The organism is uncultured Helicobacter sp. (assembly GCF_949282165.1).
Classification (GTDB): Bacteria; Campylobacterota; Campylobacteria; order Campylobacterales; family Helicobacteraceae; genus Helicobacter_F.
The window spans coordinates 1-15395 of sequence record NZ_CASDOV010000002.1; the positions used below are offsets into that span (position 1 = coordinate 1).

A 15395-nucleotide genomic window follows, 5' to 3' on the forward strand; every position below is an offset into this window, starting at 1 on the left:
TAATCTCAAAAAAGCAGGAGAGAATCCTAGCATAAACTCCCCCACAAGAGAACTCATCAATAAGATCACAAGTGAGGTCAATGAGGCACAAGATGAGATGATAGAGGGCTTGGAGAGAGAGGGGCATAAGCAAATCCTGCGCGCGGAGCTAGCCACCACACTAGAGCCACTTATAGGCAAGGATATTGTGAATGCAAACGATGGACGCATAGCACAAATCTCTAAGAAAAACATCGCTAAAATGGGAGTGATGCAGCTATACAAAAGAGTGTGAATAATGGATTTAGCCCAGAGCAACATTTTGAAGCCTCTAAACAGGTGGATTCTCTTTTTGAAAAAGCAACATTTAAACAAAGTTCACAAGATACCAAAAGCACAAATCCAAATGTATGGATACATCGCTACTCCGCGCAAATAGACAAAGATACAAGCGCACTCATAACACTAAAAGAAAGCATAGATAAAGACACTACGAGGATTTACACGCTGGAGTTAGAAAGTTTGGCTAAGCCTAATGCTACCCAATGGGGGGATAGCAACTTAGCCAAAGAGTCTAAAGATTTTGATACTAGCCCAAATTCTAGTATGTCTTTAGACACTAGCGCAGATTCTACCACAACTCTACAAAAACCACAAGCAAGGAGTGATAATGAACTTATTCCAAATAATATTTTCAATCACATTGGGAGCAACCATCGCGGTGATGGGCTACCAAACTACGATACAACAATTCCAAGCACAGCTAGAGCTAACCAAAGAGGAGAATATACAACTAAAACACGAGATAGAGATACTCCAAATGCTGATACAAGCTCTCAAGGAGAGAGACAAACCACAGGACAAATAGAGGACATACCTTTTAGGGATTCTAAAGGCAAAGAGCACACACTGACCAAAGAGACACAAGCGCAGTGGCTAAAGACTTTTGAGCTAGAGAATCTGGAGCAAAGCTATATCCCAAAACATAGCGAGGAGATAAGGCAAGCACTAGGTGGTAAGGAAATACGACTACAAAAAGGAAGCTTGCTAAAGCTCGTTTCACAAGGTAGGGAGGAATTTATACCGCAGATTAAAGCAGTGCTAGATGAGCCTGAAGCAATTTTGCGCGATAGTGATAACTCATTTTTGTTTGTCAAGCACTTGAAAGATGAGGATTATTTTGTCAATGTAAGCGTGGATAAGGGCGAGTATGCAGTAAGTATCTCAAATGGGATAAAAGAGGCGTTTTATTTTTACAAACCATTTTTAGATTCTAAAGGCGTTTTAAATCTTGTTAGTGTGCAGATACCAAAGAGCAATAGACTACAATACAAAACAAGTTACATCGCAAGCAAACAAAGAATGATGAAAATACTAACGGAATATGAGTTGGTGTATGATGATTTTACATAGCGTATCAAGACCGCTTCAGCAAAGGGCTGGATTTACAGCACTTACATTGCGTATCTTACAGCTCCAAGCCTTGATACTTAGGGTGTATTATAACCACAGATTCATAGGAATTTTTGCAATGCTAAGAAATAATTTACACAAAAGCACCTATAATACAAGAAGTTTTCTAAAGGGGTATTGTGTGTCCGAGATTTTGAGAGAAAAACGATATTTTAGAGGATTTATTGCTTGCCAAAGCAAATGAGGATTATGAAACAAAATACCTAAAGGTTTTGCATAGCACAGAGCGATCGTTTTGGAATATGATATGCTCCTAGCCGACGCGCTTAACTCTATAAGCGGGGAAAGATTGGATTCTAGATTTAAATGTAACCTAATCCTATAGTTTCTAAAGCCATTTCAGAATCTACTTCCAAAGAATCCAATCAAGATTCATAAAACAAAATCATAAAATCTCAAGCGTTTTACAAAATCCCATTCAATAGATTCAGAATCTACGCAACTTACAGAATCCCCCAACACCAAAATCCCAATAAGACTTTGCCCAGCTCAAGTAATGGGCACGCAAGCACAAGGCCCAAGCGCAATTGCAAAATTGCGCCGTTTCTGCAGAGCAAAAACCAAATCAAAATGCTTTTAAGATTCTAAACTCACTCTTTCATCGTAACAGAATCAATAAAAGCCGCTACAAAAAGCAATCCAAGCAACACAAAAAAGCCAAAGATAAGCCCAATCACATAATACACTACAAAACAATCAAGCCAATTCCTAGCAAAGGTCAATCGGCTACGCTACACAAAGGAAACCCGATTAGAAAAACAATCCCAAAAAGATATGTATAAAAATTACTCAAGCTTTTCACCATAGCACATCCCTTGCGTTTTATCCAACACCACTGCCTTTTTAAGCCTCTTTGCGCTTTGCCTCTTTGAGAGCATCACACATACCCAAATACGCCGAACTCATAATCTCCCACACAAACTCCAAACCAATGCCAACAACAGCAATACCATAAAACAAAGTCAAAGAAAGCACAGCACAAATAGACAAACCTAGCAGCCACACGCCGCCCACATAGGCAAAGAGTTCATTATATCCGCCAAATATCGCTAGTCCCAAAGCCACAACCGTAGCAATCCCACCACCGATACCAAACACCTTCCAAAATACCTTTAACGCCCTCGTATAAGATTCTAGTATCCTATCTGCAAGAAACATCACGCCACCTCTTACCTTCGTTATGTTTTGTCTTCTTTGTATCGCTCATACTCCTCATCACTGACAAATTCTACAAAAATACTAAAAATCCCTTGCACAATCTTACAAGGCACATAAGATAGCAAAAACATAGGCAAACAAAGATAAAATAAAGCGACTACCAAAACGGCAGATAGGGCGACTAGCGCACCACCCATAGCCACATACTCTGCTAAAGATTCAAGTGAGGGGAAAAAGAAAGCTAGCACAATCAGCACAGGCATAATGCCAAAAAATCCTAACACAAGCAATGCCCCTAGTCCCACAAAAAAGTCTTTGATAGATTCTAGGTGCGAAAGTCGTATCTTTATCATTTTGCCTCTTTGTATAATTATAAATCGCAAGCCACCCTTGCGTTTTATAAAGCCTATAATGCCTCATTAATAACACAAACACAAGGATATTTTATGCAAACCGAATTAAGTCTGAGGATAAAGCCCGAGCAAGATTCTGTGAGTGATACTTGAGCATTTTGCGCTTTGCTCTCACCCCGCCTACTTCTATCCAAATGATACAATCGTGAGCAAAACGAGGCAAGCTCCTCATTTATTTAGCAACTCCGTATTTGACAAGCTAAATTCAGAATCTAGCCACTGCCTATACCTTCCTAATCCACAAAGATATACCGGCATAATGCTTTGCCATAGGCAGATTTTTGGCCACTTCCTCGTTATAGAGTTGCCCTAAATAGTTGTTAAAAAACACAATTTCAAAAGCAGTATTGTATGCCAAAAAGCTTCTAACCAAATACACCTCATTCCAGCCTCTTTTTTCTCTAAGCCAAGGTATTGGATTTTCAAACGGATAACCTATATCGTGAAAATGCACATACACACCACTACGCAACCGCGGCAAAATCTCAAACACGATTTTATTCACATCAGAGTTGATTTTAGACACATGTGAGGAATCCACAAAAAGAATATCGTTTTGGCCTAACACATCAAAAACATCTAGCGGGACTTCTTGGAGTCTTTTTTCGTATAGATTCAGTGTTGAAAAATCTTGAGGTTTTAGGAGGGATTTTAATCTATCTGGATAGGGCTCTATATGGGTAATATTTACCCCCCCCCCCCCCGATCTACAAAAAATCTCTCATTCACATCATGCATAAGTGCCGAGGAATACCCACTGCCAATTTCTACAATATTTTTTGGCTCAAGATAGCGCATAAAGCTATACAAAACAATCCCATCTCCATACCCAAAGAATCCATTATCTAGCCGATAGCGCAGCCCCTGCTCACCCTTTGGCGTAAAAGGCATCTGCTCATAAAATTTAGAAAATGCACGCAAAAGCCCAAGCTGCTTTTGTGTATTTAGCTCAATACCTTTTAGCATATTTGGATCGTAATTAAGATTTGCTATTCTCTCTTGCACATCCAGATTATTAGCAATAGGTGAATAATAATGCCCACTAGGCACAAAATCAACCTGACCAAATATCTGCTGCATCTTTCGGTATGGCTTACGCACCAAGGCGTAATAAGGCTTCCTAAATATGTTTCTCATTTTCCATTCTAGCAAGGCTATTTTTTGTTTTGTGCTCAACGACACGGCAACTCCTTTCATTGGCTGATTTCAAAAGCCGCCAATTATCTCACAAGTAAGCTAAAGCAAATCTTGATTTTTACGGCATAGGATAGTAAAATAACATTTTTATACTAACATTTTGCATTACTATCACAAAAAAGGATTATAGAAGATGTTTGAAGAATCGATTTTTTTTCTCTGTCAAAAGCTCGTGTTTATCACAAAAAATCACTTTAAACAGATGATTGCGACGCAATTTGGCTTTAGCGATGGCAGGGAGGTTGGCATACTCTTCATCGCGATGGACACGCAGCTCTCGCAGACAGAGATTGCTAACATTATGGAAATCGACAAAAACACCACGCGCTTTTTGATAGACAGCTTAGAATCTAAAGGCTTGCTAGAGCGGCGCAAAAACCCCACTAATCGCAAAGAAAACCTCATCATCATCACAGAAGAGGGCAAAAAACAAGCCAAAACGATCTTTGCTGCGACACTCCAATGCGAGCGAAGTCTCCTAAACGCACTTAGCGATGAGGAGTTCGCCACCTTGCACAAACTCCTTGTGAAGCTTTACCAATCTAGCAGCAAAATCTGCCACTGCTCCCACGACTAGGATTCCCACACCGCCTTTTGACACAACGACACTGCAGAATCTTAGATTTTAGAATCTAAGACTATCCCAACATTACTTCAAAAAATTCTTCACATCTCCAGAATACTTCATTTGCGCAATGGGCTTGGTATCGATAAGCTCGGCGATTTCATTCATATCTAGCCTACATTCCTCCAAATCCTGCATATAGCTTAGGTGCATATCCGCGCTTAGCACCCCATTTAGCGCGCTTATTTGCTTGAGCGATTGTATATCTGCTCCCGTATCGGGGGCTTCTATGGTAGCGATGATGACGCCCTTAGCCTTATCCTCTAGCGCGACTTCGCTATACTCTATCGCGCCAATCTCCTCTAGCAGCTTCTCCCAATCCTCGCGCTTAGCGCGCACGATTATGCTTGAAATATTCATAACACTCCTTGTAAAGAAAATACATAAATCTTGCTATCATCACAGCTCACAAGCACGCTTGTTTTGTAAAACACAATGCTATTGACAACGCCAGAAATCCCCTCAAGTGTGGCGATGGGCTTCTTGTCTTTGGCACGCAGGATTCGCACAGAGCCATTTTCATCGCTCATATAGCCGATATATTCACCTCTCTCATCTATCCCCGCTGCATAGATGAGAAACTCCGACTTCACCATCGCAGCATCCACAAGCCTACTGCCATTTTGCAGTGTATAGATGCTAAGCCGCTTATCCTGCCCCGCCCCCACGAGCCTATCGCCTCCAAAGCTGATAGTAAAGACTTTATCCTTATTGATACTATCATACTGCCCCACAAGCGCGCCACTCTTAGAATCTAGCGCATACACCACGCCAGATTCACCACTTGTGTAGAGGATAGAATCTCGCGAGTTATACGCCATATCGCTAAAGCTCGCTTGGGTGATTTGAGTCTGATACACCACGCGTCGCTCCTGTGTGCTAAAAAGCAAAATCTCATGACTCATCAACGCCACAAGCACTTGGGTTTGGCTCACCCACAAAGCCTTGGCGATACTCATATTTTCTAATAGCACCTCGAGATTCTCATCTTTGCACACATACAGATTGCGGCTTCCGTTTGCTCCTGTAGCGATAATGAGGATTTCCCCGCGCGCGTTGGTATCGGTATTAAACACCTTTGGGCGAAACGATGAGCCAAACAAATCCTCATAGCTAGGCAGCTCTATGCGCCGCACCAGTCGCAGTTTAAGATTCACATCGCCTGCAAGCGCATAGATTTGCACTTCGCCCTGTGAAGTGGAAACATAGAGATTTTCGCCCTTTTGCCGCATAGAGGTAACCTCGGCGTGTGTATCAAGCACCTGTGAGGGCAGCACACCTGCATACGCACTCGCGCACGCCACCCACACAGCTACACAAAGCCCAAATAGCCTCACGATTATTTCACCCCTTGGTTGAGCACCTCAAGCAAGTTGGATTGGTGCTTTTGGGACTGATCACTAAACTCGGGGCTAAAGGTGTTTTCTACAAGCGGTTTTGTCTGTGCTTGTGGCACGTGGCATTGCGTGCAGTTATAGCGCGCATCCGCTATGCTGCTTGCCGCCTTTTTCATCGTGCGCAAATCATAGATATGCGATGCTGGCACCGGCGTCGCACCCACGCCTTCAGCCACTTCCCTATCGTGGCAGCTAAGGCACATATTATCCTGCTGCGTGATAGGGAGCATACCCTCTATATCGTGGGGGATAAGCGGCGGGGCATTCTCAAAAGATCGCTCTATTTTCTCGCTCTCGCCCGCTGCCTTGGTAGTAAATGTATAATCCACAAGCTTCACGCTCTCGCCCTCAAGCGGCGCACTGCGCAATCCTAGCTGCGTCTCATCGACGCCCTGCATCTTTGCGCTCTCTACTTGTCTCTCCTCCTTACTATCGCCACAACCCACAAGTAGCACGCCCATTCCCAAAGCCACTATCACGGCTTTCCACACTAATGAAGTTCTCATCTTTTCTCTCCTTTTTGATAATGTAATAGACTAAAGCTTAGTGCGTCATCATCGCACACTTCGATACAACGACCGCACTTGATGCACGCCATATCCGCCACGCTCGCACTATGTTTGCCCACCATATGCAGGACTTGATTCTCGGGGCAGATTCTCACGCACTCCATACATTTGGTGCAATTTTGCACATTGTGCGCAACCTTTAGCATAGCTTTTGCACCAATAAGGCTATATGTCGCTCCTAGCGGGCATAAATGCCCACAAAACCCATTTTTGAGCACAAACAAATCGAGCAAAAACACGCACAAGATTCCAAAAAATCCCGCACCCATACCAAACACAACGCCACGATGCAACATAGAAATAGGGCTGATAGCCTCCCACGCCAACACGCCAAAGACAAATGAAAGCAAAAGGCTCAAAAATAGCACACCAAACTTCGTCCTGCGTGAGATGGCTAAAAAGCGCACATTTTGGATTCCAAGTTTCCTGCGCAAGAAGTTTGCCAAATCGCTCACCATATTGATAGGGCAGACAAACGCACAATACCCACGCCCCAAAAACACGCCATACACCACGACTACCACGAGCACACCAAGTAGCAAATCCATACTCATCGCCCCGCCAGCGAGGAAAATCTGCAAAAATGCCAGCGGATCGCTCATAGGGATAGATTCTAAAACCTTAGAACCGCTCAAATCGCCCTCTAGAATCTTAAAGGGCAAAACCTCGTGTTTGCTTTGTGCGATAGCGAGGTTTCTCTCCCCGCTAGTGAGCGAGCTGATATCGCCCTGTGCTACAAAATACCTCGTGCCATCGATAAAGACAAAAGAGCAATTTGCCACAAAAAACAACGCCAAGATTCCAATCTGTGTGAATCGGCGCAGGAGCAAAAATCTGTGTTTTCTTAACCACATCATAGCTCTCCATTGAGATATTCTAAGCTCTGCTTTTTATCTCCCTGCAGCTTGCGTATGGGGGCAGATTCTAGTCGCTGCTCATCGCGCTCTTCCCAGCCTTTGATATAGTTTGTCCCCATTTTGCCTAGGAGAGAATCTCTAGGCAGCACTCTAATGGAGGCGAGCTCTGTCACACAAGCCTTTTCGCATTTGCCACACCCAGTGCAGACATCATTTGCCACCATAGGCAATATCATAGAGTGCTTGCCGGTGCGCTCGTTAGACTTGTATTCTAGATAAATCGCCCTATCTATCAAAGGACAAGCGCGATAGCACGCATCACACTGAATCCCCGCATACGCGATACAATTGAGTGTATCCACCACCGCCACGCCCATACGCGCTTTTGTGATATCTAGCGCGCCCTCTGTGCTCACGAGATTCTCATCAAGTGCGTCAGTAGGGCAGGCAGTAACGCAGGGTATATCCTCACACATAAAGCACGGAATCTCACGCGGCACAAACACCGGCAAGCCCTTCAATCCATCTTGTGTAAGCCTAAGCGTGTAGTATGGGCACGCCTCCACGCAAAGCCCACATTTAATGCAGGTATTGACAAAATTCTCGCGCGCTCCCGGAGGATAGAGCCATAGGGGATTGGATTTGGCTTCTAGGACATACGCGCCCCATACCAATCCACCCACAGCCGCAAGCCCCATAGCCTGCAGGATAGAGCCGATTGCCTTTCTGCGTTGCAAATCCATAGGATTATGCCTTATACACCTTCACGGCGCATTTTTTAAAATCCGTCTGTTTAGAGAGCGGACAAGTCGCATCAAGGCATACTTTATTGATATAGACATTTTCATCAAACCAAGGCACATACACCAAGCCCTTTGGCGGGCGGTTTCTGCCATTGATATCCACGCGCGCCTTTACCTTGCCCCTGCGAGATTCTACCCATATGTGATCCCCGGCTTTAAAGCCCTGCTCTTTCGCATCAGATTCATTCATATAGCACAGTGCTTCTGGCACAGCGCGGAATAGCTCTGGCACCCTCATCGTCATCGTCCCGCTATGCCAATGCTCCAAAACCCTGCCAGTTGAGAGCCACAAAGGATAGTCAGAATCTGGCATCTCGCAGGGATCCATATACGGACGGAAGAAAATCTTTGCCCTATTTTTGATGGGCTTTTTCTCGCTGCCGGGCTTACTCAAATCGCCTTGCAAAAGCGCGGCTTCTTTATTGCCATAGAAGGCAAATTCTTTGCCCTCGCCGTATTTGCGTGCATAAGGATCGTATTTGGCATTAAACCTCCATTGTGTCTCCTTACCATCGACTACGGGCCAACGCAATCCACGCACTTTGTGATACACATCAAACTCCGCCAAATCGTGTCCGTGTCCAAGCCCAAAAAGTCGGTATTCTTCCCACAAATACTTTTGCACAAAGAATCCATAGCCCTCAAAGGCTTTATCATCGCTGCCCACGACTTTACGCGTATCGCCAAAGACTTCGGAGTTTAGCTGATCTTTTAGCATTGCATCTTTGGTGCTAAATTTCTTAGCCCTTTCATTAGCAAAGAGCACCTCAAAGAGCGTAGAATCTTCGCTATAGCCAAATGCCTTAGATTCAGCTAGCACACTCTTTAGCCCCAACGCCTCATAGTCCTTGCCCCACACTTCTTTGAGCGTGAATCGTTTGGCAAACTCTAGCACCTGCCAAGTATCGCTCATCGCGTTGCCCTGCGGGAGGACTTGCTGCTTCCAATGCTGCGTGCGTCGCTCGGCGTTGCCATACGCACCCCATTTTTCATAAATCATCGCAGAGGGCAGGATCAAATCCGCGACTTTAGCACTAATCCCCGGATAGCTATCACTCACCACGATGAAGTTATCAAGCTCCCTAGCGGCTTTTACCCAATGGTTAGCGTTTGCAGTGTTTTGCCACGGGTTATTAACCTGCACCCACACCCATTTCACCTTTTGATCCTCTAGTGCGCGCATAATGTCCAGATACGCATAGCCGGGCTTGCCATTGAGTGTGCCGGCGGGGAGATTCCATATCTTTTCAGAGATCTCTCGGTGCTTTGGATTTGCCACCACCATATCCGCGGGCAATCTGTGGCAAAATGTCCCCACCTCACGCGCTGTCCCACACGCACTAGGCTGCCCTGTGAGTGAAAACGCGCCATTGCCGGGCTTAGCCTGCTTGCCAAGGAGCATATGCACCATATAGCTTTGCTCATTGACCCAAGTGCCCCTTTGGTGTTGGTTAAAGCCCATCGTCCAAAAACTCACAACCTTGCGATCTTTTTGTGTGTAGTAATCAGCGAGTTGTTGAAGTTTAGCCTTAAAAGAATCGAGGCTTTCGGACTCATCGCCCTTAGCAAGTGTCGCGACAAAATCAAGCGTGTAGGGTTCTAGGGCTTTTTTAAAGTCCTCAAAACCAATCTCCCAATGCGCATCGGCTTCCTTTGCCCTGTCGTTAGTGAGTGTATCGCCGGCTTTTAAGCCCAAATATTGCAGCGTGATGCCCTCATTCTCGCTGAGCACTTTGCTCACTTGCTTTGCCACAATCTCTCTTTCTTGAGGTGCGAAGCTCTTGTGCTCGGGATTATCGCGCATACCATAGCCGATATTGACATATCCGGTGCTAAAGGTGCAGTAGTTTTTGACAAAGTCTTTGTCGATAGATTCTGGCTTGTTATACACGATCTCGCGCGCGATGAAGTTCCAAATCGCCAAATCGGTTTGGGGTTTAAAAATAATCTCGATATCCGCGATATCTGAAGTCCTGTTGGTAAAGGTTGAGAGATTGACAATCCTTACTTTGTTGGAGTTGGAGAGCTTCCTATCGGTTACGCGACTCCACAAAATCGGGTGCATCTCCGCCATATTCGCGCCCCAAGTAACAATCGTATCGGTGAGCTCAATATCATCATAGCAGCCCGCTGGCTCATCGACACCAAAGGTTTGCATAAAGCCCACCACCGCACTCGCCATACAATGCCGCGCGTTAGGATCGATGTTGTTTGAGCGAAAGCCAGCTTTCATAAGCTTGGCTGAGGCATAGCCCTCTTGGATCGTGTATTGCCCACTGCCCAAAATCGCCACGCCCGTTGGTCCTATCTCCTCATAGGCTTTTTTGAACTGCTTTTCCATCTCATCAAAAGCCCGTTTCCAACTCACAGGAGCAAACTTCCCTTTCTTATCAAATTCACCCTTTGCATTTACGCGCAAAAGCGGCTGCGTGAGGCGATCCTGCCCATACATAATCTTTGCACAAAAATATCCCTTAATGCAGTTGATACCACGATTTACGGGTGCTTCTGGATCGCCCTTGACAGCGACTATCTGCCCATCTTTGGTGGCGACCATTATCCCGCACCCCGTCCCACAGAATCTACACACGCTCTTATCCCATTTCCAAGACTTTTGGGCAGTGTTGGATTCTGCTAGGAGTGTGCTTGGCACGCCTAGTCCCGCAGCTGAAGCAGCTGAGGCAATGGCTGCACTTTTTATAAAACTCCGACGACTTACATTTGTTTGCATATTTCCTCCTTACAGAATGTCTAATTTCAAAGTTTATGTAATAATCCAAACAAAAGGCATTTGAAGAAAATCGCTTGTGCTCCCACCTCCTTTTTCTTTAGATAAACTGCGGATTTCCTAAGGCAGATTCTGCACAGAATCTAAACCTAAGCCATTACGCGACAGAAAATGTGGATTTTTCGCAGTTTTCTTAAAGTTTTATAAAACGAAAAATTATAACACAAAGCCGCACAGATGGAATCTATATCAATTCTTATATATAAATTTTTTATAAAACTTTCAGCTTTAAAGCTTAGAGATTCATTAACTTAAGTTAATTTTCAGAATAAAATTCTTATAATGCGTGCTCTTAAAACAATTCAAGTCAGCAAGGATTCTCTATGGAACTCACAAAAATAGCAACACAAGAGGACATCAATCGTCAGTGGATTGTGCTTGATGCTAAAGATCAAGTATTTGGTCGTCTCATCACGCAGGCAGCCACTCTATTGCGCGGCAAACACAAGCCCTGCTTTACGCCAAACATCGATTGTGGCGATTTTGTCGTCATCATCAATGCCACCGAGGTGAAATTCACCGGTATGAAACTCAAAGACAAAGAATACTTCACGCACTCTGGCTACTTTGGCAGCACCAAGAGCAAGACGCTTGAGGAAATGCTCCAAAAATCGCCCGAGAAGCTCTTCCACCTCGCGGTGCGTGGTATGCTCCCTAAGACAAAGCTCGGCAGAGCAATGCTCAAAAAACTCAAAGTCTATCGCGGTAACGAGCACCCCCACAGCGCGCAAATAAGCAAATCAACCCAAGCAGCTAAAGGAAAATAATATGGCAAAAGTATATGCAACAGGAAAAAGAAAAACAGCAGTCGCAAAAGTATGGCTACAAAGCGGTAGTGGCAAACTCACTATCAATGGACAAAGCCTTAATGACTGGCTTGGCGGACACGAAGCCATCAAGATGAAGGTAATGCAGCCCCTTATCCTAACCAAGCAAGAAAAATCTGTGGATATCATCGCTCGCACGCTTGGTGGCGGGTATTCTGCACAGGCTGAAGCCCTAAGACACGGCATATCAAAAGCACTCAATAGCTACGATATCGCATTCCGTGCGATACTCAAGCCAAAGGGCTTGCTCACACGAGATTCAAGAGTAGTGGAGCGCAAAAAATATGGTAAGAAAAAGGCTCGCCGCTCACCACAATTCTCAAAACGCTAAGATTGTGGGCTATGGGGCTCTTTGGATTTATCCCAAAATGCCCCATGGTGGTGCTCCTCTCACGAACTCGCTAGCTAGGTGTATTGCTAGGCAAAGAGTGGTGTTTGTGGGATAGGAGGCTTAAGATTCACAAAGGAGTTAGTATGCTAAAAGAAGCGCAATACATTTGGAAAGACGGCAAGCTCGTGCCGTGGGCGGAGGCTACCACACATATTTTGACTCACACTCTGCATTATGGCAACGCCGTGTTTGAAGGCACGAGGGCGTATATGACGCCTGAAGGTTTGGCGATTTTTCGCTTGCAAGATCACACAAAGCGACTGCTCAACTCGGCAAAAATCGTGTGTATCAAAAGCCCCTACACGCAAACAGAGCTCGAAAATGCCCAAATCGAGCTTTTGCGCGCCAACAAAGACGACTACAAAGCCAATGTGTATATCAGACCGCTCATCTATCTAGGCTATGGTGTGATGGGGCTCTATCACGCGAACGCGCCTGTGAATGTCGCCATTGCCGCGTGGGAGTGGGGCGCGTATCTGGGCGATGATGCGCTCAAATATGGTATCAAAGTCAAAACGAGCTCCTTTGTGCGCAACTGCGCCAAATCCCATATGGGCAAGGCAAAATCCGCGGGCGGCTACCTCAACTCCCAAATGGCAAAATACGAAGCCATAAGCGCGGGTTGTGAAGAAGCCCTACTCCTTGATGATAATGGCTTTATCGCGGAGGGAAGTGGCGAGTGCTTTTTTATCGTGCGCGATGGCGTGCTCATCACCCCGCCACACGACAACAGCTTAGAATCCATCACACAAGCCACCGTGGTAGAGCTCGCCAAAGATCTCGGTATCCCGCTAGAGCAGCGCAGAATCTCGCGCGATGAGGTGTATATCGCCGATGAAGCGTTTTTCACCGGGACAGCCGCAGAGATCACGCCGGTGCGCGAGCTAGATTGGCGCGTGATTGGCGAGGGCAAAGCCGGAGCTATCACTAAGAGATTGCAAGAAGAGTTTTTTGCCATCGTGCAGGGCAAAAACCAAAAATACAGGAAATATCTCACACTTATTTAAAGGACTGCTATGCCAATAGATCTCAATGAACATCTCAAAAACAAGCGCGCACAGATGAATAGCGACAATAAGTCATCAGAGCCAAAGCGCGACAATAATAACAAACCGCCTTTTGGTGGTGGCAGCAACTTTGATGGCTTTAATAACCTCAACAACTTCGTGCCTAGTGGCAAAAAGCTCACGATTTTGCTCATTCTCATCGCTATTGTTTTGATCCTTGTCATCCAACGCCCCTTTGTGATCATCAACTCCGGTGAAGTGGGGATTAAGGCTACTACGGGTAAATACGAGCCCACGCCATTGCAGCCCGGACTGCACTTTTTTATCCCATTTTTTCAAGAAGTGATTGTGGTGGATACGCGTGTGCGCACGATAAACTTCTCTCGTAGCGAAGATATGGGGGCGATAGCCAAAAACCAAGGGATATTTAGAAACGATGCGATCAATGTGCTAGATTCTCGCGGACTCACGGTGATGATTGAGCTCACGGTGCAATACCAACTAAACGATACCAACGCCCCGCTCACAATCTCTGTTTATGGATTGTCGTGGGAGCAAAAAATCATCAATCCCGTGGTGCGTGATGTCGTGCGCAGTGTCGTGGGGCGTTATCCCGCCGAGGAGCTGCCCACCAAGCGCGATGATATAGCCAAAGAAATAGCTCTCAATATGGAAAATGAAGTCAAGCGGTTTAAAAACGATCCCGTGATACTCACCTCCGTGCAGCTGCGCGAGATCGTGCTACCTGAAAAGATAAAAGCCCAAATCGAGCAAGTCCAAGTCGCAAGGCAAGAAGCCGAGCGCGTGCGCTATGAAGTCGATAGAGCCAAGCAAGAAGCCGAAAAAGTCGCTGCGCTTGCTAAGGGGGAGGCGGACGCAAATCGTGTCAAGGCTCAAGGTGTGGCAGACGCGATAACCATCGAAGCCAAAGCCCAATCCCAAGCCAACAAACTCATCGCCGATAGTCTTAGCCAACGCCTGCTAGACTTGCGCCAAATCGAGGTGCAGGGCAAGTTTAATGAAGCACTCAAAGAAAATAACAACGCCCAGATTTTCCTCGCTCCGGGCGGCTCTGTGCCAAACATCTGGGTAGATTCTAAAAGCAAGCGACAAAGCACCGTGAGCGCGCAATAGATGAACCCACACCCCACAGAATCTACGCAATCCACACACGAGGCAAGCACCGCGCACGCTCTCGCATCGGATTCACTCGCGCAATGCCTTGGTGCTATTGATTGGGAGAAATCCCCTCTAATCCCCACCATCGCCCAAAGCATAGAGGACAACTCCGTGCTAATGCTCGCCTACAGCAGCAAAGAATCTCTGCGCTTAAGTATGCAAAGCAAGCTCGCGCACTACTTCTCGCGCTCCAAACAGCGCATTTGGCAAAAGGGCGAGCAGAGCGGACATCTCCAACATATAGAATCTATCAAGCTAGATTGCGATGGCGACACCCTGCTCTTTATGGTGCGTCAAGTGGGCGTGGCGTGCCACACGGGGGCAAAAAGCTGCTTCTTTACAACCCTAGATTCTATAGAATCTACCAACAATTCTCACGCCACTTCCACGCCACTTATTGATACCACCAAGCTCTATGGCATTGTGGATTCTCTCTATCATACGATTATGCACAAACGCTCTAGCGATCCGCAGAGCTCTTATACCGCGTCTTTGTATGCTAAGGGTATCAATACCATTTGCAAAAAAATCATCGAGGAAGCTGGGGAGCTGACTTTCGCGCTCAAAGACGGCAGGAGTGAGGACATCATCTATGAATGTAGCGATCTCGTGTATCACGCACTTGTTGGGCTTGGGCTCTATGGCATAAGCCCCGATAGAATCCGCCAAGAGCTCCAAAGGCGGGAGGGTGTAAGCGGGATAGAGGAGAAAAACTCCCGCCAAGGCTAGATT

18 protein-coding genes are annotated in these 15395 nt (G+C 45.8%); 8 read left to right on the forward strand and 10 right to left on the reverse strand.

Annotated features, from left to right (window positions below):
- Positions 1-274, forward strand: a 274-nt coding sequence (locus ACH2BK_RS01925; protein ID WP_395001876.1) for a hypothetical protein, incomplete at its 5' end; no start/stop codon positions are given.
- Positions 271-1392, forward strand: a complete 1122-nt coding sequence (locus ACH2BK_RS01930) for a PBECR2 nuclease fold domain-containing protein (RefSeq protein ID WP_395001877.1) — start codon at positions 271-273, stop codon at positions 1390-1392. The genes ACH2BK_RS01925 and ACH2BK_RS01930, both read left to right, overlap by 4 nt.
- Before the next feature lie 903 nt (positions 1393-2295).
- On the opposite strand, the gene ACH2BK_RS01935 is transcribed toward ACH2BK_RS01930, so the two are convergent.
- From ACH2BK_RS01935 to ACH2BK_RS01950, 4 genes are all read right to left on the reverse strand, one after another.
- A complete protein-coding gene (locus tag ACH2BK_RS01935) occupies positions 2296-2610 on the reverse strand; it encodes a hypothetical protein (protein WP_395001878.1) in 315 nt (104 codons plus the stop codon).
- 20 nt (positions 2611-2630) lie between these two features.
- Positions 2631-2963: a hypothetical protein gene (locus tag ACH2BK_RS01940; protein WP_395001879.1), complete on the reverse strand. Its 333-nt coding sequence runs from the start codon at positions 2961-2963 to the stop codon at positions 2631-2633.
- A 283-nt stretch (positions 2964-3246) separates the two neighbouring features.
- Complete coding sequence (locus ACH2BK_RS01945) at positions 3247-3741, reverse strand: class I SAM-dependent methyltransferase (RefSeq protein ID WP_395001959.1); 495 nt, start codon at positions 3739-3741, stop codon at positions 3247-3249.
- Positions 3711-4199 carry a hypothetical protein gene (locus tag ACH2BK_RS01950; RefSeq protein ID WP_395001880.1) on the reverse strand — a complete coding sequence of 163 codons (489 nt, stop codon included), beginning with the start codon at positions 4197-4199 and terminating at the stop codon, positions 3711-3713. The genes ACH2BK_RS01945 and ACH2BK_RS01950 overlap by 31 nt, the downstream gene beginning before the upstream one ends.
- A 154-nt stretch (positions 4200-4353) precedes the next feature.
- On the opposite strand from ACH2BK_RS01950, the gene ACH2BK_RS01955 reads away from it, so the two are divergent.
- Positions 4354-4797 carry a MarR family winged helix-turn-helix transcriptional regulator gene (locus tag ACH2BK_RS01955; RefSeq protein ID WP_394995729.1) on the forward strand — a complete coding sequence of 148 codons (444 nt, stop codon included), beginning with the start codon at positions 4354-4356 and terminating at the stop codon, positions 4795-4797.
- A 72-nt stretch (positions 4798-4869) separates the two neighbouring features.
- Here ACH2BK_RS01955 and ACH2BK_RS01960 read toward each other — a convergent pair whose 3' ends face one another.
- The 6 genes from ACH2BK_RS01960 to napA are packed head-to-tail and all read right to left on the reverse strand — an operon-like array spanning position 4870 to position 11202.
- Positions 4870-5205 carry a chaperone NapD gene (locus tag ACH2BK_RS01960; protein WP_394995726.1) on the reverse strand — a complete coding sequence of 112 codons (336 nt, stop codon included), beginning with the start codon at positions 5203-5205 and terminating at the stop codon, positions 4870-4872.
- Positions 5202-6182, reverse strand: a complete 981-nt coding sequence (locus ACH2BK_RS01965) for a WD40 repeat domain-containing protein (protein WP_395001881.1) — start codon at positions 6180-6182, stop codon at positions 5202-5204. Before ACH2BK_RS01965 ends, ACH2BK_RS01960 begins: the two co-directional genes overlap by 4 nt.
- Before the next feature lie 2 nt (positions 6183-6184).
- A complete protein-coding gene (locus tag ACH2BK_RS01970; RefSeq protein ID WP_395001960.1) occupies positions 6185-6703 on the reverse strand; it encodes a nitrate reductase cytochrome c-type subunit in 519 nt (172 codons plus the stop codon).
- Positions 6704-6744: 41 nt separating this feature from the next.
- Positions 6745-7668, reverse strand: a complete 924-nt coding sequence (gene napH / locus ACH2BK_RS01975; protein ID WP_395001882.1) for a quinol dehydrogenase ferredoxin subunit NapH — start codon at positions 7666-7668, stop codon at positions 6745-6747.
- Entirely contained in the window at positions 7665-8411 is a 747-nt protein-coding gene (napG, locus tag ACH2BK_RS01980; RefSeq protein ID WP_395001883.1) for a ferredoxin-type protein NapG, read from the reverse strand. The genes napH and napG overlap by 4 nt, the downstream gene beginning before the upstream one ends.
- Before the next feature lie 4 nt (positions 8412-8415).
- Complete coding sequence (gene napA / locus ACH2BK_RS01985; protein WP_395001884.1) at positions 8416-11202, reverse strand: nitrate reductase catalytic subunit NapA; 2787 nt, start codon at positions 11200-11202, stop codon at positions 8416-8418.
- A 380-nt stretch (positions 11203-11582) separates the two neighbouring features.
- Here napA and rplM point away from each other — a divergent pair, with 380 nt between their 5' ends.
- The 5 genes from rplM (at position 11583) to hisIE (ending at position 15392) form a co-directional block, all read left to right on the forward strand.
- Positions 11583-12026: a 50S ribosomal protein L13 gene (gene rplM / locus ACH2BK_RS01990; protein ID WP_395001885.1), complete on the forward strand. Its 444-nt coding sequence runs from the start codon at positions 11583-11585 to the stop codon at positions 12024-12026.
- A 1-nt stretch (position 12027) separates the two neighbouring features.
- A complete protein-coding gene (rpsI, locus tag ACH2BK_RS01995) occupies positions 12028-12417 on the forward strand; it encodes a 30S ribosomal protein S9 (protein ID WP_394995708.1) in 390 nt (129 codons plus the stop codon).
- A 143-nt stretch (positions 12418-12560) separates the two neighbouring features.
- On the forward strand, positions 12561-13484 hold the full coding sequence (locus tag ACH2BK_RS02000; protein WP_395001886.1) for a branched-chain amino acid transaminase: 924 nt from the start codon (positions 12561-12563) through the stop codon (positions 13482-13484).
- Positions 13485-13493: 9 nt separating this feature from the next.
- Positions 13494-14618, forward strand: a complete 1125-nt coding sequence (locus ACH2BK_RS02005; protein WP_395001887.1) for an SPFH domain-containing protein — start codon at positions 13494-13496, stop codon at positions 14616-14618.
- Entirely contained in the window at positions 14619-15392 is a 774-nt protein-coding gene (gene hisIE, locus ACH2BK_RS02010; protein WP_395001888.1) for a bifunctional phosphoribosyl-AMP cyclohydrolase/phosphoribosyl-ATP diphosphatase HisIE, read from the forward strand.
- The last annotated feature ends 3 nt before the right edge of the window (positions 15393-15395 follow it).